We start from the raw sequence: 19,532 nt of genomic DNA, 5'->3' as shown, positions 1-19,532 counted from the left end.
ATGTGGCTTCCATAACCTGTTCCTTCTGAGCGAGTGCTTTGATGCAGCCTCACTCTGCCAGAGCGTCGGCCGCTGTTCACTCCTCATGGGATCTAAAGCCGAAGGGGTGCGTCTCACCCGCCCCCTCCCTTCCCTTGCAACCCGGCCCAGCCGGTCCGGTCGGGGGCTCGCCTCAGCGCAAGCGGACATGTCGGCATTTCTAACTGGCTGAAGACGTGCCCAAAGTGACACTTTAACTTTGCACAGAAACGGACATTCCAACCTTGCTGCCACACATGGGTTGTAGGGGCTATTTAGTAATGCGACAGTTGGGCCAGTTAGAGATGCGACAGTCTCGCCTCTCGACGCACTGGTTGTTATGCGCGCACACACCTTGCTAAGGCGCACCCGACTTTGCCAAAATCGCCGCCCTCCTAGCCTCAACGATATGATGGATCACGCTCGTTACCAAGTAGCGGCAGGTGGTCTAGCGTAGTTGGTCACAGCCTCCTTGAGGTAGCCATGCGGATCATCGCCTTTAGCATCTGCATGTTCTCGCGACGCAGTCCCATCGTCATTCCCTTATGGTCACTGTCGCAGACTGTCCGGCGACGAGAGAGACTCCATCTGGCGGCGTGTCCACTGCGATGCGCACCGGGACACGCTGCGCGAGGCGGACCCAAGTGAAGGACGGATTGATATTGGCAAGCGTCCCGGCGGAATCCGAGCGTTCGCGATCCTCGATCCCGGAAGCGATACTCGCGACCCGCCCCTTTAGGTGCTCGGGCCAACCCAGCAGTTTGATGTCTGCCGTCGCGCTCACCTTGATGTGGGACATCTTGGTTTCCTCGAAATAGCCCTCCACCCGGAATGAATCCGTGTTGATCAGTGCCATCGCGGGCTTTCCTGCGACTGCGTAGTCGCCGGCATGAAGAGAGAGGTTCGCAACGATGCCGTTGTGTGGCGCCCTCACCTCCGCCCGTTCGAGATCGAGCGATGCGGATGCGCGCTGCGAGAGCGCGCTTCGATAGTCGGAATCCGCCTTGGCTGCTATCGCACGAGCCTCGTCCCTCTGCCTCTCGGAGGCCACGCTTCCGAGCAGACGCTCCGCCCTGACGAGGTCGGTGTCGGCTCGATCCAAGGCGGCTTTTGCGGCGTCGACCTCCGCGTTCGCCCGGTCAAGCGCGATCGAGAAGCGGCTCTTGTCGACGGTGAAGAGGACGTCGCCTTTGTGGACCACGGCGTTGTCATCCACGGCGACGCTGTCGACCAGGCCGGTGACATCGGGTGCGAGCGAAACCACGTCTGCCCTCACGCGGGCGTCACGGGTCCAAGGCGAGGTGGTGTAGGTAGCCCAGAGATGCCACGCCGCCAGTCCGGCGCAGATGGCGACAACCAGGGTGACGCCGTAGCGCAGGGCGGCTGGCGCGATGATTTTCATTGATGGAACTCCTTAAGGTATCGTCTGGGCAAGCGCTGCGAACACCAGCACAAACATGGCGATGATGAAGAGCTCTGGATGCCAGACACGTTTTGTGAAACCAGCGCGGCCGAGCAGGCGCCCGATGGCGTAGGCCATGGCCAGTGCGGCAAGCGCGACGACGAGGAGACCGGGCAGGAAGACCCCGAGCATATCGACTTCCCTGTACATCATGGTTTTTCTCCTTCGATTTCGAGGAAGTGTTGACGGAAGCGGGCCGTTGCGGCGATGTCGCTGGCGTAGGCCGCCGCGACTGCGAGCTGCCGCCTGCGTGCGGGCAGGAGAGCTTCCCTGCTGCTACAGTGCTCAAGCCGTGTTGCGGCGCGCGAAGCCTGCTCGGCAAGCCTCTCTGGTTCACCGAGGCTGATCCGGCGCAGGACAGTTGCCACGGGCCGTCGCAACTCCCTGTCGTCACCTTCAAGAAGGCGCGACAGACCCAGGGCGGAATCTCCGAGGACGATGGAAGCGAGCATTGCACGCAGCTCTCGTTCGCGGTCGACAGGCGGCGCTGTCCGACTGGCAGCGAGATGACGGCTTATCCGGTCGGCCATCCTGGTCAGCCATTGGTGTTCCGACCAGCTTCCCGCACTTCTTCCTATGGACTGAAGGTCGCGTTGGACGGCGCCGACCAGATTTCGTCTGACGGATGCCGGACGGTAGGGAAATATGAGCGCGAACATCACTGTCCCGCAAGCGATGCCCATCAGCAGGGCCAGACCGCTGTTGGCGAACGGGCCGAAATCCGCCCGAGCGGCATTGTCGGGACCGATCAGGTTCCAGACGAAAAGCGTGAAGCTCGAGGCTGGCGCGACTATCGAAGGCACTCGCATCGCGATTCCTCCGAGGATCAGGAATGGGGCGGTGATCGCCGCAAGCGCGGGAAACAATGTGACTTCCGGCAGAAGCGCGAAGTTGCAGATCCCGGCGACGGCGATGGCGGCCACTGCGCCTTTCACGAAGCCGATCCCCGCGAGCACGCTATTGGGGCGCGACGCAAACAGTCCGACGACGACCGCCACGATCACCATCATCGAGCCTCCGGAAGGCCAGGCGCTTTCGATCCAGAAGGTGGCGGCGGCAAGCACTGCGAAGAACGCCCGGAGGCCGTTCGCGACTATTGCCATCACGTCGAGATGGAAGGAGAAATCTGTCCGGGCAGCAGCATCTGTGGAGCCAACCTTGCCGAAGTGCAGGAGAGCCTGCACGCCGCTTGAGATTAGCGCATCCCGTCGGTGAGCGAGCGAAATCTCGTGGAAGTTGGCATCCGAACTTGAAGGTTGGCGGCGAGCGCCATCGAGACCCAAGATGAGCTCATCGATTTCACCAGGCGTGCGCATCCCTCCTGCCGCGACAAGGGCGAACCTCTCGGCCAGATCGGCGCGCTGGGGCGATGTCGGCTCCTCGGGTTTGGAGGTATGTTCGACAAGAGCATGGACTGCCGCCAGTTGCGACAATGCCGAAACAATGGTCGCGCGAAGATGCGTATAGGCGCGGCGGGCCTGCGAAGACCCGGCGGCGGCGTATTCGCCTTGGGTCTCCAGCTCGATGGCGGCTGCGAGCGTCGATTGAATTGCGGCGGCCGTGTCCTCGCCTCGAAGGGTTCGGCTCGTGAGCGTCGCGGTCGAACGAAGAAATGCCTCCAGTCGGCCGCGCATCGCATCGATCGGGCGCCCGGGCGAGAACAGTGCTGCGAACAGAGCTTCGGTGACGACCCCGAGACTGATGTAGGCGACGCGGGCCACGGCAAGGTCGAACAGCAGACCGGGCTGGTTCGCTCCTGCGATGCCCACGATCGCTGCGGTGTACCCTGCGAGGACCGCGGCGTAGGATCGGAAGTTCCGCAATGCCGTCGATACGGCTGTGCAGATCGCCAGCCACGAGGCGAGCGCAAGGAAGAACAGTTCCGGCGTCTGCGCGAAAGCGGAAACGAGAAGGATGCTCACGAAGGCCCCGACCAGCGTTCCTGCGAGGCGGTACTGTGCTTTCGAAAGGCTCATGCCGCGCGTGGGCTGGGCGACGACCCAGACCGTCATCGCCGCCCATTTCGCCTCGCCGAAATCAAGTGCCAGGGCGATGTAGAGCGCTGTCAGTGACGCGGCGGTCGTGCGAACTGCGAATACGACGGCTGGCCATGTGATGCCGAAGGGAAGCGTGAGAGCGGGAAAATATCGTGTTTCCATCGCGACGGGCTTGCTCATGACAGGTACCCCGATGCCCCGTCCCAGAACAGCTTCGCGGCGGTCACCACCAGCAGTCCGTAGCAGGCGCGATAAACCTGGCGCTGGTCCAGTCGACCACGGAGTTGCCATACGAGGGGCACACCGAACGGGACCGTGAAGAGACAGATGGCCATGACCATCCAGACCTTTGCATCCGGTCGGGCAAGAAGGAGCCATGGGACCGGGATCCCGACGATCGAAAAGCCGCTCCCGAACGCTGCCTTCGTGAAGCTGATCAGAACGACGCCCAGGAAGGCGACAACGACAGTAACGACAGCGAGTTCCACAGCAACGTTCTCCGCAGGCAACAATAGCTTCCAAAGGAAAGCTGGAATGCCAACGTCTTACTCGCAGTGTCCTGCCATCGCATCTATCCCAAAGTATCGACGATACCTAGGTCTCATTGATATCGCACGCCCTCTCGTCCGATCTCTACGCAGTTCAACACGTGGATGGATGGAGATGGCATGAAAGAGGCCGCGCCCGCTGAGAGAACGGATCACTGAGATGCAGGTGATGATTGAGGGACAGTCACACTTCCAGCCTTTCGGCTTACCTTATTGGGGTTTCGACGATCTCAATAAAGGAGTTGGAAGCATGACTGCCTCTTATGATTACCATATCGGCGTCGACTACCACAAATCCTACAGCCACCTGGTGGTGCAGGATTCGGCCGGAAAAACGCTGCGCTCCGGCCGGGTGAAGAACGACCGCCAGTCGCTGGGCGGGTTTCTGGAGCGCTACCGTGAGGGCTCGCATACGGTTGTCGAGGCGACGCGCAACTGGATGGTGATGTATGACTGGCTCGACGACATTTGTGATGATGTCTTTCTTGCCCATCCGTTGAAGGTCAAGGCGATTGCCGACGCCAAGATCAAGACCGGCAAGATCGACGCGACGGTGCTGGCGCATCTGCTCAGAGCCGACCTGGTGCCGCAGGCCTGGGCGCCGAGCGACAAGGCCCGCGAGCTGCGCATCGCGCTGCGCGAGCGGATGTTTTACGTGCGGCTGCGGACGATGACGAAGAACCGCATCGTCACGGTGTTCGACCGCTATCCGGAGCAGACGGCGCAGTTGAAGAAGCTCGGTGACCTGTTCGGCAAGGCCGGCCGCGTGCAACTGGCGCAGGTCAACGTCTCGGAGATCGACCGCATCCAGATCGACCGTGGTCTCGCCTTCATCGGCGACATCGATGGGCGGATCAAGCAGTCGGAGGCGACGATCCGGGCAATGACCAAGGCCAATGCCAATGTGAAGCGGTTGAAGACGATCCCCGGCATCGGCGAGTTCTTCGCTCGGCTGATCGATGCGGAGATCGACGACATCTCGCGGTTCCGCAATGCGAAGAAGCTCGCCGCCTATGCCGGGCTGGTGCCGTCGACCTATTCGAGTGGCGGCAAGACCTTCCACGGCAAGATCATCCGGCAGGGCAACAAGTGGCTGCGCTGGGCCTTCGTCGAGGCCGTCACACCTGCCATCGTCAGCAATGCGCAGCTGCGCGCCCAATACGAACACCTGAAGATCAGGGGAGTTAACAAGGCGCGTGTGGCCCTCGCGCGCAAGATTTTGACGATCGCCTTCCAGATCCTGCGTGACCAGCGCGCTGACGAGCCGCGCGGCACCAGCCCCATGGAAGGCGCGGTCGGCGATATCCCGGTTGTCCTGATGACAGCCTAGCGAGCCCGGCAGGTCTGGGCTGCGCTCCTTAAGGAGAATGGGAAACCGGGAGCCGAACGCCACTCTGTGACCGAAGCCAGAAGCGGCATCAGGTCACGCATTGGAGACTGGTTCAACAACCGAAGGACGGAAACAACCTGTCCGGCGGAAGCAAGAGACTTGGCCGATCGGCACGAATGCCGGTCGAAACGTAACCGAACCCAAGGAAAAGCCGCCAATTGGCGGTGCTTTGCCCCTTGCGTTCTTTCATTGGAGAATTGCCATGTCTGGAATATCAACCACTCGGCGCGAAGTGCTCGGTCTCGCGGTAGCCGGCGGTGTGGCAACCCTGGTGCCTGCCAGTCTTTATGCGGCAGCCGGCGAACCCGATATCAGACCGTTTTCGGTCAGCTTCCCTGACTCGGACCTTGCCGATCTGCGCCAGCGCATCCTTGCGGCCCGATCACCGGACAAGGAGCAGGTTTCGGGAACGTCACAGGGCGTTCAGCTTGCAACGATGCAGCAGCTCGCGAAGTACTGGGCGGAGGAATACGACTGGCGCAAGATCGAAGCCCGGCTGAACGCGCTGCCGAACTTCGTCACTGAAATCGATGGTCTGGAAATCCATTTCATCCATGTCCGGTCCAGGCATGAAAACGCGTTGCCGATGATCGTCACCCATGGCTGGCCCGGGTCGATCATCGAGCAGCTCAAGATCATCGGACCGTTGACGGATCCGACCGCCCACGGGGGCGCCGCATCGGACGCCTTCCACCTGGTGATACCTTCGCTTCCCGGCTACGGCTTCTCTGGCAAGCCAACGGCTGTCGGCTGGAACCCGCCCAAGATCGCCAAGGCATGGGCCATCCTCATGCATCGGCTCGGCTATGCCGAATATGCCGCCCAAGGTGGCGACTGGGGCAATGCAGTAACGGAGAACATGGCGCTCCAGCAGCCGCCCGGCCTTATTGCCATCCACACGAACATGCCGGCTGCCGTACCCATGGCGATCTCAGCATCGCTGGCCACCGGCTCTCCACCTGCAGGACTGAGTGCGGAGGAACTAAACGCCTGGAACCCGCTCGACTACTTCAACAAGAACGGTCTCGGCTACGCGATCGAGATGAACAATCGGCCGCAGACGCTGTATTCCATCGTGGATTCGCCCATTGGCCTGGCCGCATGGATGATCGACCACGATGACCGCAGCGAGAAGCTGATAGCCCGGGTCTTCGCCGGAGAGAGCGAAGGACTTTCGAGGGACGACGTACTCGACAACGTAACTCTCTATTGGCTGACCAATACCGCCATATCCTCAGCAAGGCTCTACTGGGACAACGCACATCATCCGACAGGGGGATTCTTCGACGTCCGCGGGATCAAGATTCCGGTCGCCGTGACAGCCTTTCCGGACGAACTATACACCGCGCCGAAGAAGTGGGCGGAGAAAGCCTATCCGAAGCTCATCCACTACAACAAGGCGCCGAAGGGCGGCCATTTCGCGGCCTGGGAACAACCCGAGTTCTTCTGCGAGGAGATGCGGGCGTCCTTCAAGTCCTTGCGGAAGCCGACCTGACAATTACGCAGAAGATGAAACTCGACGGCTCCGGCTCGACACGCCGGTGCTGACGCTGACGAATATGAAACAAGGAGACAGACGTGAGTAGCCCCACGAAACAAGTCGACCTCAAGCTCGAAGTGGTCGCCATCCCGGTCGCGGACGTCGACCGTTCGAAGCGCTTCTATGCGGACCTCGGCTGGAGACTCGATGCAGATTTTCCTGTCGGCGACGAGTTCAGGGTGGTCCAGTTCACACCGCCCGGCTCGCCTGCTTCCATTCATTTCGGCGTCGGCATCACCAACACGGTCCCAGGTTCTGCGTCCGGCCTCTATCTCGTCGTCGACGACATCGAAGCGGCTCGCGCCGATCTTGTCGGCCGCGGGGCCGATGTCAGCGACATCTTTCACCGGTCCGGTCCCGGCCAGCCCGCAATCAAGGGACGGGATCCGGAGAGACGAAGCTACAGGACATACGCGACGTTCAAGGATCCGGACGGAAACGCATGGATCCTTCAGGAGATCACGCAGCGGCTCGAGGGCCGCCAGGGTGGCGAGGTCAAATTCTCGTCGGCCAGCGAAGTCGAAGGCGCGCTTCGCCGGGCCGCGGCCGCGCATGGCGAACATGAGAAGATCACCGGAAAGCACGACGAGGATTGGCCGAGATGGTACGCCGAACACATCGCCGCCGAGCATTCCGGAAAACCGCTTCCACGGTGAACGCGTTTTCAGCGAGCGGACGACAACCTCTCGGGAGCCGCTGTCGGCTCCCGTCCGATCCCAAGTTTGCCTGCAATGTTGACCAGGTCTGCAAACGACCTCGCCTGCATCTTCTCCATGACTTTGCCCCTGTGGGTCTTCACCGTCACCATGCTTATCCCGAGCTCGTAGGCGACCTGCTTGTTCATCAGGCCCGAAACCACAAGCGCAAGCACCTGCCGTTCCCTTCGGCTCAAGCTCGCATGCCGCGCGCGTAGCGCTTCCATGTCGGACTCAAGGGCAAGCGCCTCCCTGCTTCGGCGGAGCGCGTCTTCGACCGCGTTCAGCAAGTCGCTCTCTTCAAACGGCTTCGTCAGGAATTCGACCGCCCCGGCTTTCATCGCCTTCACCGACATCGGAATGTCGCCCTGTCCGGTCACAAAGATGATCGGCATCTCGCGGCGGTCATCGGAGATGAGGTTCTGGAGATCCAGACCATTCAGATCCGGAAGGTTCACGTCAAGGATCATGCAGTTCGGACAGCCGGGCCGACTCGCGGCGAGGAACTCGGCCGCGGAAGCGTACGTCTGTGCGATCCAGCCCGCGGAGTCGATAAGCAGCTCGAGTGCTTCCCGCACGGAAACATCATCATCAACGACAAACACGATTGGCGTCTGCGGGTCCGCCGCCGTTGTTCCCTTCAGGTCGTCCTGTGATATGGACGGGTTGATATGCATGGCAATCTCCTCCCTGCCTGGCGCCCTATCCCAACCGGAGCGCCAGGTTCAAAGCATCCTGGAGCACGTCGTCGGTGAACGGCTTGAAGAGGCACTCGACCGCGCCCTGCTCGATGAGGCGGGGCCGCACCCGGTCGTCCTTGACCGCCGTGATGAATATGGTCGGGATCGTCTGACCCCGACGTGCAAGTTCCTGCTTCAGATCCGGCCCTGACATTCCAGGCATGATGATATCAAGAATGAGGCATTCCGTCCTCTCGACGTGACCCGACGCGAGAAACTCTTCCGCCGACGAGAACGCTTCCACGGCAAAGCCCAGTTCCGAAACCAGATCGGGGAGCGACTCTCTGACGGACTCGTCGTCGTCAACGATCGAAACGAGAGGGAGGACAATGCTCATGGGTTACCTGCTGCTTTTCGGATTTCGTATCCCCCATTCTTCGCCGACATGGGTGGTTCGAGCGATACCGCTTCCCCGATAGAGGCGGGAACCACGAAGGCGAAGGTGGCGCCGACCCCGTTATTGGGTTCGGCCCATAGCCGTCCCTTGTGGCTCTCAATGATCGAACGGCTTACCGACAGCCCGATCCCCATGCCGTCGCTCTTCGTCGTATAGAATGCCTGGAACAGCTTCTCCGCCCCGCCGTTACCAAGGCCGATGCCGGAATCAGTGACGGAAAATCGAACGGTGCCATCCTCCCTCAGGCTCGTTCGCAGAATTGCCGTCCTCTTGCGCCCGGTCACATTCGCCATCGCATCGACGGCATTGCGAAGAAGGTTCATGACGACTTGCTGCAGTTGAACTCGATCTCCCTCCACAAGGGGGAGTTCGTCGGACAGCTCGGTCCGCAGTATTACCTGATTGCGCTGCAGATCGTTCGAGGAAAGCGCGATCACCTCGCGCACGGCATCGTTCAGGTCCGTCGGCTCCGTGGCCGCCTCGCGGTTGCTGAAGAGCGATCGCAGCCGGGCGATGACCTCTGCCGCCCGCTTGCCGTCTCGTATGGTTCGCCGCGCCGTTTCCTGCGCGCGCTCGATCTTTGGCGGATCGGCGGCAAGCATGCGAAGACAGGTCCCCGCATTGGTGACGATGCCTGCCAGCGGCTGATTGACTTCGTGGGCGATCGAAGCCGTCAGCGTGCCGAGGCTGACAAATCGACTGACCTGTGCCAGCTCCGACCTCAGGTTTTCCAGCGCGTCCTCGGAATGACGGCGCTGTGTCTCATCCAGGACCGCGCCGATATAGACGTCCTTGTCCTCCTGATCGCGATGAGCAATGAGATGGACGTACTTGACATCCTCGTCGTCGACAAGGATCCGAAGCTGGTACTCGAAGTCGCCTCGTCCGTGCTCCATCTGCTGCACCATTGCGACAAGGTGCGGGAGATCCTCGGGATGGATCCGGGCTGCGATTTGGTCGAGCGATACGACCGATCCTGGCTCGATCTCGAAAATGCGATAGAGCTGCTCGGACCAGACGATCTCGCCGCTCGCCGCGTTCCATGAGAAATTGCCCATTCGAGCAAGATGCTGGCCTTCCATCAGGAAAGCCTCGCTTCGTCGCAGACGATCCTGCGCTTCCCTGCGCTCGGTGATGTCCCGCGTCACGCCGAGTTGGACGACGGAGCCGTCTACGTGCCGCAGGGGGGCGGCATGGGTTTCCATATGACGGCGCGCGCCCAGAGCGTTGACGAGGTCGAACTCGAGGCCGCCCCGCGTCCCGGAGCAGATTTGTTCATGGAACTCCCGATACCTGTCGCGATGCTCGGGGGCGACAAAGTCGAAGAAGTTCAAACCGATCACCTGGCCGGAGTGCTGCACGCCCGCCATCCCGGCCCCCGCCGCATTGACCTGAAGCACCGTGCCATCACGGGCGATCAGCTTGACGCACTCCGGCGTGGTTTCCACGATCGTGCGATATGTCTCATCGCTTCGCTTGCGATCCTCGATGTCGGTGTTGACCCCGTACCATTTGACGACCTCGCCGCTGGCATTCTTCAGCGGACTGACCCGGAAGAGGAACCAGCGGAACTCGCCATCGAAGCGGCGCAGGCGCGCCTCGGCCTCAGCCGCGCGGCCGGACGCGAGGGCTTCCTGCCAGATCGCCTGCAGACGCTCGAAATCATCCGGATAGACCGCGGAAGCCCAGCCCCAGCCGACAGCCTGTTCCGAAGACAGTCCCAGATAGTCGAGATAGTGCTTGCTGAGAAACTCGGCAGTGCCATCAGTCCGCGCAGACCAGGCGAGCGCCGGGATCGTGTCGATAGTGACCTGAAGGTTTCGTTCGCTCTCCTGCAGAGCGCATTCAGCCCTCTTCAGATCCTCGATGTCGTAGCTGACGCCATACCACCGGACGATCGTACCGTTTTCGTCCCGCATAGGAACGCGGCGACCGAGGTGCCACCTGTAGGATCCGTCGGAAACGCGGGCGCGGTATTCGCACGCGAAGGGCGTTCCCGACTTCAAGCTGGCTCCCCACCGACTCTCGCAGCGTTCGACGTCGTCGGGATGGCAAAGTTCCCGCCAGTCGAGTTTATCGGGGATCCAACTGAGTTCGCTGGCCTGCTTGTTTGCGGCCACGAGATTACCGTCGATGTCGTAGACACCGACCCGCGCCGGAATACTGTCGAGGATGTGACGGGACTCGCGCTCTCGAACCGCCAGGGCATGCTCGGCGCATTTTTTCTCCTCGATGTCGATCAATAGATGAAGCCAGCGGAGTATCTGGCCGTCCTGATCGCGAAGAGGCATGCCGAGCACGTTGTGCCAGCGATAGACGCCATCGACGCGTCTGTGTCGGCTTTCGACGTTGTAGGAGGCGCCCAGCCTATGCGCTTCCATTTGCGCGGCAATCGTGGGCTCAAGATCATCCGGATGGACAACATCCGATGCCTTCCAGCCCTTGAGTTCTTCCAGCGTCTTTCCGAAATATTCCAGGGCAGGTTGGTTGAGCGCTTCCACCTCGCCTTCCGGCGTCGTTACTGCCAGTGGGAGGGAGATGGCGTTCACCATGCCGTGGAACTCGAACGTCTTTCGCCGCAGCCCTTCCTCCGCGTGTCGAAGGTTTTCGACATCTGTCGCCACGACATGCCACCCACGACCTTTCCTGCCCTCGGCGGGACTGACCTGGAAAAGATGAGAGCGATAGTCGCCGTTTAGGTCTCGCATGCGCACTTCCACTTCGCCTGACTTCTGGGACGCCCGGATCGATTGCCATGCTTCGAGAAACTTCGAGAGATCGCGAGGGTCGATAAGATCCCGCCATTCGAAACGCGTTTCGTGGGTGCCGGAGAAACCGACCGATTGCAACCATCGTCGATTTACGAACTTGATCTCGCCATTCATATCCGTCGACAGGATCATGGCAGGGAGTGCATCGAGTATGTCTGTCTGATCGGTCCCCATGACGTACCCTTCAGGTCTGGGAGAAGCCTAGGAGGGGCCAACTCCGATGTCCATGATACCATGGTGTGAAAAACGCCTGAAGGTCGTGAGGAGATGGGCGGGCCAACGCGCACCGTCACATCGTCAGTCTGAATTGCAGGCTCGAAATCATGTCGCCGAGCTCTCCCGATCGATCGGGATCGAAAATCACCGTCATCGCCAGGATGATGAACACAGTGCTTAGCACGACGACAGCGACGGACGTTATGACGGACGGCTCCAGGTCGTCCGAAGAAGCGGATCCTGTCGACTGATGCTCAGGCTCATGGGCGGGAGCCGGGCTGGGAATATTGGAGTTGGCGGGTGCTACAAGGCGCGTTGGTCTTGCCGAGCCCTTCAACGAGCGCACGTCATGCGTCGAGGATAGTTCTGAAATTTTCATCTCGTGTACCGAAGGTAATTAGCTTGCCCCCACCTAAGCCTCGCACAGGTGGCTCGCAACGCATCCTTAGGTATCAATCTCAGGGGAACGACTTTCGAAACCGTCGGCACTAAGTGTGGTCTTCGGATGCTAGAGCGCGCGGCGCGATACGTAGGTTTCGGCGAGACCTAGGTATCATTTTCTTTTCGCGGCGCAGAAGACATTCTCTTGAGGCTCAAAGGCACTGAGATTTTCCGGACGACTTCATACGTAGGCCGATCAGTTCAACAGAGCGCCGAGAGGCATGCACGTGCCCGGACAGTTCACACACACCACAATAGTGGCTGGCCTGCTACTGGCGGGCACGGCTGCGGCGGCAGAGTCCGCCAAGCCAACAATCGTGCTTGTGCACGGTGCCTTTGCAGACTCGTCGAGCTGGAATGGCGTTATCGCGACCTTGAGAAGGACGGCTATCCCGTCGTCGCCACCCCCAACGCCCTGCGCAGCGTGAAAAGCGATGCCGATGGCGTACGGGCTCTCCTCGACACCATCAAGACCCCTATAGTGCTGGTCGGCCATTCTTATGGCGGCATGGTGATCAGCAATGCAGCAAACGGGGAGAAGAATGTGAAGGCTTTGGTCTACGTCGCTGCCTTCGCACCTGAGGCTGGCGAGAACGCTGGCGCCCTCGATAACAAGTTTCCAGGGAGCGTACTCGGCCCGGCATTGATGCAGGTTCCGCTCGCAGCGGGAGGTCACGATCTCTATGTCAAGCAGGACAAGTTCCGGGAGGCCTTTGCGCCAGATCTCCCAGCAGCGGCGGCGAAGCTGGCTTCGGTCACCCAGCGGCCGATCACAGACATCGCATTCGGCGAGGCCGCAAGCGAGGCCGCCTGGAAAACAATTCCATCCTGGTTCGTCTATGGCGACCATGACACGGCGATCCCACCGAAGGCCTTGGCATTCATGGCCGAGCGCGCGAACGCGCGTGAAACCGAAGTCGTCAAGGGCGCCTCGCACGTCGTGATGGTTTCCCATCCCAAGGCCGTGGCCAAGATCATCGAAGAGGCGGCATCCGCCCAGTAGTGCACTTCCGGACGTCGGTTCGCGGAACTAAAACAATGATCGGCGGCCAAGGGTTGTTTCCCTGGCCGCCGATCATTCGGGAGCATACTCATCGACGGAGGAAATTCGATACGGTCAGATCAAGCAATTGATTGCCCTTGCCGTTCATTACGGCCTTCAAAGCCCAAAGGCTGAATCCTTTGACCTGTAGGGCCTCAATCTTCGGCGGCATCGACAGCTCTTCCGGATTGGTGACGACATCGAGCAGTGCCGGGCCGTCATGCGCAAGAACATCCGCGAGCGCCCCTTCCAACTCAGCCGGGTCCTCCACTCGGCGCGCGTGAACGCCGACGGCATTCGCCATCGCTGCAAAATCGGGATTTTTAAGGCTGGTACCCGTCTCCAGGAGGCCGGACGCCTTCATCTCAAGTGCAACGAAGCCCAGTACGGAGTTGTTGAAGATGACGATCTTCACCGGAAGGTTCTGCTGAGCGAGCGTAAGAAAATCGCCCATCAGCATGGCGAAGCCTCCGTCGCCTGAGAGACTGATGACTTGCCTGTCTGGGAAAGGCAGCCTGCGCGCCTATTGCCTGCGGCAATGCATTCGCCATCGACCCATGCACCAGGGAACCTATCATTCTGCGCCGACCATTCATCTTCAGATAGCGTGCGGCCCATACCGTCGGCGTACCCACGTCGAACGTGAATACCGCGTCGTCGGAAGCGAGTTCGCTCACCAACTTGGCGAGATATTGCGGATGAATCGGCTTGCGGCCCGGCGTGCCGGTTGCGAGATCGTCAAGTCCTTCGCGAGCCTTTATATAATTGGACAGGCTTGTCGCCAGGTGGACCCCATCGGACTTCGGTTCGAGTTTGGGAAGTAGCGCTGACAGCGTCGCCTTTACATCGCCGACCAGGCCCATCGTCAACGGTGCCCTTCTCCCCAGATTTTCAGCCCGGAGATCGATTTGGATAATTTTGACGCCAGTCGGATAGAACTGCCGATATGGAAAATCCGTCCCGAGCATCAGCAAGGCATCGCAGGTGAGCATCGCATCGTATCCGGAAGAAAAGCCAATGAGTCCGGTCATGCCGACGTCGAACGGATTTTCCCACTCGACATGCTCCTTGCCGCCGAGCGCGTGAACGACCGGAGCCTTCAGACGTTCGGCCAGCGCCACCACCTCATCGTGTGCGCCCTCGCATCCTCGCCCGCATAGGAGCGTGGTGCGCTCGCTCTCGGCCAGCACACTTGCGAGCCTGTCCAGATCCGCATCCTGCGGAAGTATTACCGGCTCAGGTATCCGGATTCCCGCCGGATTGGAGATTGGAGCGGCGTAATCGGCAAGCGCGATGTCCCCCGGAATGACCACCACGGCGACGCCGCGCTTGGAAATCGCAGTCCGAACCGCGGTCTCGATCACGCCGGGAAGCTGGGCGGAATTGGAAACGAGTTCGCAGTAGTGGCTGCACTCTCTGAAAAGTTGATCGGGATGCGTCTCCTGAAAGTACCCGCGTCCGATTTCGACCGAAGGAATCTGTGCCGCGATCGCCAGGACCGGTACTCGGGAACGATGGGCGTCGAAGAGGCCGTTGATCAGATGAAGGTTTCCGGGACCGCAACTTCCCGCGCACACGGCAAGCTCTCCGGTAAGATGAGCCTCCGCTCCCGCGGCAAACGCCGCCGTCTCTTCGTGCCGCACATGAATCCAGTCGATGTCGCCGCGTCGGCGCATGGATTCGGTGATGCCATTCAGGCTATCTCCAACGACGCCGTAGATACGATGGACGCCGACGGAATGCAGGACCTCGGTGATGATGTCTGCTGCCTTTCGTGCCATTGCAGTCTCCTTGTCGTGCTTTGGTATTGACTGGGTTTCAACTGGCGACCGAATCAAGCGGGCAAGGCCGGCGACGGTCAGTCTGTTTGGAACTTAGGAGTTTCGTGGACATCGCCACCAGATCGACGATCGTACGTGCATCCATCTTCCGCACCATATGCCCGCGATGCCATTTGTTCTTGATTTCACTTATACCCGGGACAATCAAGCCAGATACCCGGCGAAACCGTCCCACAGAAGCTTCACAGCAGTCACCGCAAGCAGTACGTCGCATGCGCGGAAGATCTGGCGTTGATCGAGAAGTCCATGAAGTCGCCAGCCCATTCCGACACCACTCGGAATCGGAGCAAGCATATGGCCATTAGCACCAGGTCGGCGCCTTCCGGCCGCACCGGGCCGAACGAAACCGCTTCTGAATTACTATAGCGAGGCGGTGATCACGTCCGCGTTTGAAGCAGGCGGTAATATGCGAAAGCTGATCGGCGATGGAACGCTTGCCATCTTCAAGGTCTCACACGCGGAGGAATCCTGTGCAGCACCCTTGCGAGCCTACCACACGCTCCACAAGAACCTCTCCTCATCAACGACCGTCGCCATATCGAGGGCAGACCAGTGACAGATGTTTATCTCGGGCTGCATAACGGCGAGGTCCTATGGCAAGATCGGAAATCCTGTCCGACTGAACTTCACAGCGGTTTGCGAACCCTGAATGACGCCAGCCGGATTGCGAGTCTGTGTCATTCGCGCTCAAGCACGTCCTGATGTCGTGGAGAGTTTTCCAATCGCCCGATCGGTCCGATGACACCAATGTCTTGACGGGCTGCCACGGATTGCGCGGCTGTTTCGACAGCACATCATACAAAGTTTTGTTCCGAGATCGCGGAACGCCATAGGCCGCACTAATTGCCCGCGAGGCGAGGAGGATGCTCCCGATTATCGCGGCCCACCTCCGAAGGGCGCAACTATAGGGGACTATTGTTCCGAGTAAAACTGACACCTTGGTATCGATAGCGGAGGTTTTATTATGGATACCAAAGTGTAGTTGCCTCTCAAATCCCGCGTATTACTTTCAAGTCAAGCGACGCACTCATGCAAAGGTTTTTCTAGTGTCGTTTCCTGAAAGCAACCGAAAGGGATCATGATATGACCAACGCCCTCTCTCTCAAGCCTTCTACTCCCAAGCCACTTCCGGTAGCGAATGGCGATTTCTATGACATTGAGCATACGCTCAAGGCAGACGAATACGAGATTCTCATGAAGGTCCGTGCCTTCATGGAAGAGAAGGTAGCGCCGATCATCAACGATTATTGGGTCCGGGATGCGTTCCCGTTCGAGCTGCTCCCAGCGTTGAAGCAGCTCGACGTCGGTGGCGTCGGCATCGGCCGCGGTACCGCGACCCCTCATCTCATCGGCATGCTGATTATGGAAATGACCCGTATCGATCCGTCCTTCGCGACCTTCTTCGGCGTCCATACCGGCCTGTCGATGGGCTCGATCGCATTGTTGGGCTCGGAGGAGCAGAAAGAAAAGTGGTTGCCGGCCATGACGGCGTTCGACAAGATCGGCTGCTTCGGCCTGACCGAACCACTGGTCGGTTCGGGAACCGGCGGCGGTCTGCTGACGACGGCAAAACGCGACGGCGACACCTGGATTCTCAACGGAGAAAAAAAGTGGATCGGCAATGCCACCTGGTGCGACATCTCAATTATTTGGGCGCGGGATATCGATGACAACCAGGTGAAGGGCTTCATCGTCGAGAATAAGACGACCCCGGGTTTCAGCGTAGAGAAGATCGAAAACAAAATGGCGCTGAAGGTCGTTCAGAACGGTCACATAACGATGAAGGATTGCCGTATTCCTGAAGCGAACAGGCTCCAGAAGGCGAACACATTCCGCGACACCGCCTATGTCCTGCGCGAAACACGCTCGGGCGTGGGTTGGATGGCGACAGGGCTGCAGATGGGCGCCTTTGAGGCCGCCGTGAAATATACGCAGCAGCGCTTGCAGTTCGGCAAGCCGATCGCATCGTTCCAGATGGTCCAGGACCTGATAGCGAAGATGTATGCCAACCTCACCGCGTGCCAGTCCATGATGCTGCGACTGGCCGAAATCGAGGCTTCGGGCAGGCTCGAGGACAAGCATGCCTCAATGGCAAAGGCCTTCGCGACCCAGCGGATGCGCGAGACCGTCGCCTGGGCACGCGAGGTGCATGGCGGCAACGGCATCATCGTCGACTTCAACGTCGGCCGCCTCTTCTCGGATGCCGAGGCACTCTATTCCTACGAGGGCACGTTCCAGATGCAGAATCTGATCGTCGCCAAGGCTGCTACGGGGTTCAGCGCGTTCGTCTGAGCGCGCTCCACACCCGAACATTCACAGGAGATTTGATATGGTTACGCTCTCGGTGTCACCCCGGGCCGAGGACGCTCGTCCCTACGCCCTGGAACTTAGCAACCTGATCTACCAAAAAGAAGACGGCATCGCGTACGTGACCGTCAACCGTCCGCAAGTTCTCAACTCCCTTAACGGTGCCACATGGTCTGATTTGCGCAGCGCTTTCGAAGACGCCCGGGATGATCTTGCCATCCGTGGCGTCATTCTCACGGGGGCTGGCGAAAAGGCGTTCATTGCCGGCGCCGACATTGGCGAACTTGCGACACTGAGCGCGGTACAGGCAGAAGCCTCAAGCCGGTTTGGCCAAGGCGTGCTCGATCTGATCGAAACCCTCGGCAAGCCGGTGATCGCCGCGATCAACGGCTTTGCGCTCGGAGGTGGCTGTGAGACCGCAATGGCCTGCACAATCCGCATCGCGGTCGAAGCCGCACGCTTCGGCCAGCCCGAAGTTCGGCTGGGGCTGATCCCCGGCGGCGGCGGCACACAGCGGCTGCCGCGACTCGTCGGCAAGGGACGCGCGATGCAGCTCGTCCTCACCGGCTCGATGATCGACGCCGCAGAAGCTCGTCAAATCGGCCTGATCAACGAAGTTGTGCCAGCGTCAGAGTTGATGAACCGAGCCAAGACAATCCTGCGCCAGATCGCAGCCAATGGCCCGATCGCGGTCCGTTACGCTCTCGACGCCATAAACAAGGGGCTTGAGGCTGGTCAGGACGAGGGGCTCGCCATCGAGGCTGCATATTTCGGTCTCAGCGCCGGGACCGAGGACAAGAAGGAGGGCACCGCAGCCTTCCTCGAAAAACGCACGCCGCAGTTCCGCGGGCGTTGAGCCCGGTGCCCGCTACCCAATCAGGAGAAATCCAATGACTACCGACAATATCTTTTCGGGCTTGAAGGTCGTCGACCTGTCGAGCTTCATCGCAGGCCCTAGTGCCGCGGTCATCCTGTCGGATTTCGGCGCCGACGTGATAAAGGTCGAGCCGCCGCACGGTGATCCGTGGCGCAATGGACACAAGCTACCCTTTCAGCCAAAGTCGGACGCTGCTTATCAATGGCACCTCGCCAACCGCAATAAACGCAGCCTGACACTCGATCTCAAGAACCCCGCTTCCCATCAGGTCCTGCTCAAGTTGGTAGGCTGGGCCGACGTGCTGATCGTCAATACACCGCACGCAGCACGCAAGAAGCTTATGCTCGAATATGATGATGTTATCAAATCGAACCCGCGGCTGATCTATGCCGATCTTACCGGCTTCGGTGAGAAGGGACCGGATGCTGGCCTGCCGGGTTTTGACATCACGGCCTATTGGGCCCGCAGCGGTCTGTTGTCTTTGACCCGGGACGAAGGCGCGCCGCCGACCTGGCCAGTCAGCGGCAGCGGCGACAATGCGACCGCGGTTGGTCTTTACTCGGCAATCGTCACAGCACTCTATCGCCGTGAGCGCACGGGTAAGGGCAGCTATGTCACGACTTCGCTGCTCGCCGAAGGCGTGTGGTCGGCGAGCGTGTCACTTCAGGCCGAGTTGGCCAAGGCAGCATTCCCACCGCTGCACGACCGAGAGCATCCCTCCAACGCTGCGACGAACGTCTATCGTGCTGCTGACGGCACCTGGTTCATGCTTATCCTTCGCCCTGGTCAATTCGCCCCCGTGGCCGCGGCGATCGGCCGACCCGATCTGCCGAGCGACCCGCGCTTTACGGATCCCGAGCAGCTTATCGCCAACACGAGCGCGCTGACCGCAATCTTCGATGAAGTTTTCGCGACGAAGCCAATGTCGCACTGGCATTTACTATTCACCGAACTCGACGTCACCTTCGGCGAGGTCCGTGGGCCAAAGGAAGTCATCGCAGATCCGCAGCTTGTGGCAAACGAGATCGTTGTTCCGCTGGAAGGTGCTGGCGATGGGCTCACCGAGACCATCAGCAGCCCGATCAAGGTGCACGGCATCGACAAGGCGCCTGCCAGGCGCGCGCCTGCTCTCGGCGAACATAATGACCAAATCCTTCATGAGCTCGGGTTCGACCCCAAGACCGTCGCCAGCCTGCACGATAGCGGCGCGGTGTCCGCAGTCGAACAGCGCGCGGCCTGACGGTTCGAGG

Annotated in this window: 13 protein-coding genes and 5 pseudogenes; 8 read left to right on the top strand and 10 right to left on the bottom strand. The window is 60.2% G+C overall.

What is annotated here, in order from left to right; genetic code table 11:
* Window positions 1-553: 553 nt before the first annotated feature.
* From FHX09_RS13695 to FHX09_RS29885, 4 genes and pseudogenes are all read right to left on the bottom strand, one after another.
* Window positions 554-1,420: an HlyD family secretion protein gene (locus tag FHX09_RS13695; RefSeq protein WP_184450222.1), complete on the bottom strand. Its 867-nt coding sequence runs from the start codon at window positions 1,418-1,420 to the stop codon at window positions 554-556.
* Window positions 1,421-1,432: 12 nt separating this feature from the next.
* A complete protein-coding gene (locus tag FHX09_RS13690) occupies window positions 1,433-1,633 on the bottom strand; it encodes a DUF1656 domain-containing protein (RefSeq protein ID WP_184450220.1) in 201 nt (66 codons plus the stop codon).
* The gene (locus FHX09_RS13685; RefSeq protein WP_184450218.1) at window positions 1,630-3,657 is read right to left on the bottom strand and encodes an FUSC family protein; all 2,028 of its coding nucleotides are present in this window, start codon (window positions 3,655-3,657) and stop codon (window positions 1,630-1,632) included. Before FHX09_RS13685 ends, FHX09_RS13690 begins: the two co-directional genes overlap by 4 nt.
* Window positions 3,654-3,860: pseudogene (locus FHX09_RS29885) on the bottom strand (sulfite exporter TauE/SafE family protein); the annotation flags it as partial. The pseudogene FHX09_RS29885 and the gene FHX09_RS13685, both read right to left, overlap by 4 nt.
* A gap of 415 nt (window positions 3,861-4,275) precedes the next feature.
* Between FHX09_RS29885 and FHX09_RS13675 the strand changes: the two are divergent.
* From FHX09_RS13675 to FHX09_RS13665, 3 genes and pseudogenes are all read left to right on the top strand, one after another.
* Window positions 4,276-5,344: pseudogene (locus tag FHX09_RS13675) on the top strand (IS110 family transposase).
* Window positions 5,345-5,611: 267 nt separating this feature from the next.
* Window positions 5,612-6,910 (top strand): epoxide hydrolase family protein, encoded by a 1,299-nt coding sequence (locus FHX09_RS13670; protein WP_184450238.1) that lies wholly within the window; start codon window positions 5,612-5,614, stop codon window positions 6,908-6,910.
* Between the two features lie 83 nt (window positions 6,911-6,993).
* Window positions 6,994-7,611 (top strand): VOC family protein, encoded by a 618-nt coding sequence (locus FHX09_RS13665; RefSeq protein WP_184450212.1) that lies wholly within the window; start codon window positions 6,994-6,996, stop codon window positions 7,609-7,611.
* Between the two features lie 8 nt (window positions 7,612-7,619).
* On the opposite strand, the gene FHX09_RS13660 is transcribed toward FHX09_RS13665, so the two are convergent.
* From FHX09_RS13660 to FHX09_RS13645, 4 genes are all read right to left on the bottom strand, one after another.
* Window positions 7,620-8,327 carry a response regulator gene (locus FHX09_RS13660; RefSeq protein ID WP_184450210.1) on the bottom strand — a complete coding sequence of 236 codons (708 nt, stop codon included), beginning with the start codon at window positions 8,325-8,327 and terminating at the stop codon, window positions 7,620-7,622.
* Window positions 8,328-8,352: 25 nt separating this feature from the next.
* Window positions 8,353-8,727: a response regulator gene (locus FHX09_RS13655; protein WP_184450208.1), complete on the bottom strand. Its 375-nt coding sequence runs from the start codon at window positions 8,725-8,727 to the stop codon at window positions 8,353-8,355.
* A complete protein-coding gene (locus FHX09_RS13650; protein ID WP_184450206.1) occupies window positions 8,724-11,732 on the bottom strand; it encodes a PAS domain S-box protein in 3,009 nt (1,002 codons plus the stop codon). The genes FHX09_RS13655 and FHX09_RS13650 overlap by 4 nt, the downstream gene beginning before the upstream one ends.
* 115 nt (window positions 11,733-11,847) lie before the next feature.
* The gene (locus FHX09_RS13645) at window positions 11,848-12,153 is read right to left on the bottom strand and encodes a hypothetical protein (protein ID WP_184450204.1); all 306 of its coding nucleotides are present in this window, start codon (window positions 12,151-12,153) and stop codon (window positions 11,848-11,850) included.
* 283 nt (window positions 12,154-12,436) lie between these two features.
* Here FHX09_RS13645 and FHX09_RS13640 point away from each other — a divergent pair.
* A pseudogene (locus FHX09_RS13640) lies at window positions 12,437-13,218 on the top strand (alpha/beta hydrolase).
* Between the two features lie 88 nt (window positions 13,219-13,306).
* Here the strand turns inward: FHX09_RS13640 and poxB are convergent.
* Window positions 13,307-15,038 (bottom strand): annotated as a pseudogene (gene poxB / locus FHX09_RS13635) (ubiquinone-dependent pyruvate dehydrogenase).
* Window positions 15,039-15,242: 204 nt separating this feature from the next.
* Window positions 15,243-15,430, bottom strand: a pseudogene (locus tag FHX09_RS29880) (sulfite exporter TauE/SafE family protein); the annotation flags it as partial.
* Window positions 15,431-15,504: 74 nt separating this feature from the next.
* Between FHX09_RS29880 and FHX09_RS13630 the strand changes: the two are divergent.
* From FHX09_RS13630 to FHX09_RS13615, 4 genes are all read left to right on the top strand, one after another.
* Window positions 15,505-15,654 carry a hypothetical protein gene (locus FHX09_RS13630; protein ID WP_184450202.1) on the top strand — a complete coding sequence of 50 codons (150 nt, stop codon included), beginning with the start codon at window positions 15,505-15,507 and terminating at the stop codon, window positions 15,652-15,654.
* Window positions 15,655-16,181: 527 nt separating this feature from the next.
* Window positions 16,182-17,390, top strand: coding sequence for an acyl-CoA dehydrogenase family protein (locus FHX09_RS13625; RefSeq protein ID WP_184450200.1), 1,209 nt, complete (start codon window positions 16,182-16,184; stop codon window positions 17,388-17,390).
* 37 nt (window positions 17,391-17,427) lie between these two features.
* Window positions 17,428-18,261: an enoyl-CoA hydratase-related protein gene (locus FHX09_RS13620; protein ID WP_184450198.1), complete on the top strand. Its 834-nt coding sequence runs from the start codon at window positions 17,428-17,430 to the stop codon at window positions 18,259-18,261.
* Between the two features lie 34 nt (window positions 18,262-18,295).
* A complete protein-coding gene (locus FHX09_RS13615) occupies window positions 18,296-19,522 on the top strand; it encodes a CoA transferase (protein WP_184450196.1) in 1,227 nt (408 codons plus the stop codon).
* Window positions 19,523-19,532 lie beyond the last annotated feature (10 nt).

Origin of the sequence: Rhizobium sp. BK538 (assembly GCF_014197575.1) — a bacterium.
Classification (GTDB): domain Bacteria; phylum Pseudomonadota; class Alphaproteobacteria; order Rhizobiales; family Rhizobiaceae; genus Rhizobium.
Note: the sequence above shows the minus strand (reverse complement) of the source record. Positions and strands in the feature narration are given on the sequence as shown.

What these genes read in the sequence shown, in the direction of transcription:
- FHX09_RS13650 (WP_184450206.1), bottom strand. Translation starts at nt 11,732, where the DNA reads ATGGGGACCGATCAGACAGACATACTCGATGCACTCCCTGCCATGATC.
- FHX09_RS13685 (WP_184450218.1), bottom strand. Translation starts at nt 3,657, where the DNA reads ATGAGCAAGCCCGTCGCGATGGAAACACGATATTTTCCCGCTCTCACG.
- FHX09_RS13625 (WP_184450200.1), top strand. Translation starts at nt 16,182, where the DNA reads ATGACCAACGCCCTCTCTCTCAAGCCTTCTACTCCCAAGCCACTTCCG.
- FHX09_RS13690 (WP_184450220.1), bottom strand. Translation starts at nt 1,633, where the DNA reads ATGATGTACAGGGAAGTCGATATGCTCGGGGTCTTCCTGCCCGGTCTC.
- FHX09_RS13655 (WP_184450208.1), bottom strand. Translation starts at nt 8,727, where the DNA reads ATGAGCATTGTCCTCCCTCTCGTTTCGATCGTTGACGACGACGAGTCC.
- FHX09_RS13660 (WP_184450210.1), bottom strand. Translation starts at nt 8,327, where the DNA reads ATGCATATCAACCCGTCCATATCACAGGACGACCTGAAGGGAACAACG.
- FHX09_RS13645 (WP_184450204.1), bottom strand. Translation starts at nt 12,153, where the DNA reads ATGAAAATTTCAGAACTATCCTCGACGCATGACGTGCGCTCGTTGAAG.
- FHX09_RS13620 (WP_184450198.1), top strand. Translation starts at nt 17,428, where the DNA reads ATGGTTACGCTCTCGGTGTCACCCCGGGCCGAGGACGCTCGTCCCTAC.
- FHX09_RS13630 (WP_184450202.1), top strand. Translation starts at nt 15,505, where the DNA reads ATGCGAAAGCTGATCGGCGATGGAACGCTTGCCATCTTCAAGGTCTCA.
- FHX09_RS13615 (WP_184450196.1), top strand. Translation starts at nt 18,296, where the DNA reads ATGACTACCGACAATATCTTTTCGGGCTTGAAGGTCGTCGACCTGTCG.
- FHX09_RS13695 (WP_184450222.1), bottom strand. Translation starts at nt 1,420, where the DNA reads ATGAAAATCATCGCGCCAGCCGCCCTGCGCTACGGCGTCACCCTGGTT.